The sequence below is a fragment of the Bradyrhizobium sp. sGM-13 genome, assembly GCF_018398875.1.
GTDB lineage: Bacteria > Pseudomonadota > Alphaproteobacteria > Rhizobiales > Xanthobacteraceae > Bradyrhizobium.
In genome coordinates this window covers 1-221 of the sequence record NZ_JAGWDK010000496.1, presented here as the reverse complement: position 1 = coordinate 221, position 221 = coordinate 1, and the positions used below count along the sequence as shown (strand labels likewise).

1 pseudogene is annotated in these 221 nt (G+C 62.9%); it reads left to right on the top strand.

The features are described from left to right. Positions 1-209 (top strand): annotated as a pseudogene (locus tag KJQ96_RS39780) (ArsR family transcriptional regulator); the annotation flags it as partial. Positions 210-221: the final 12 nt, after the last annotated feature.

The following is a 221-nucleotide window of genomic DNA, read 5'->3' as shown; positions in this document are numbered from 1 at the left end:
ATGCGCTGCGCGCCTGCGTTTCCGACGCGGCTGACGATCCAACCATCAGCCCGGTCGCCGCCAAACGGCTGAAGGAAATGCTGGCTTTCACCGAACTGGTCGACCGTTGGTACACGCAGATGCTCAACGTGCCGCGGCCGAGGTTGGTCGCGCTGATCAAGCTTGGCGAGAAGATCGTCAGCTTCCTGCCGGCGGGCAAGTCCAAATAGGGCAGAGGGCAG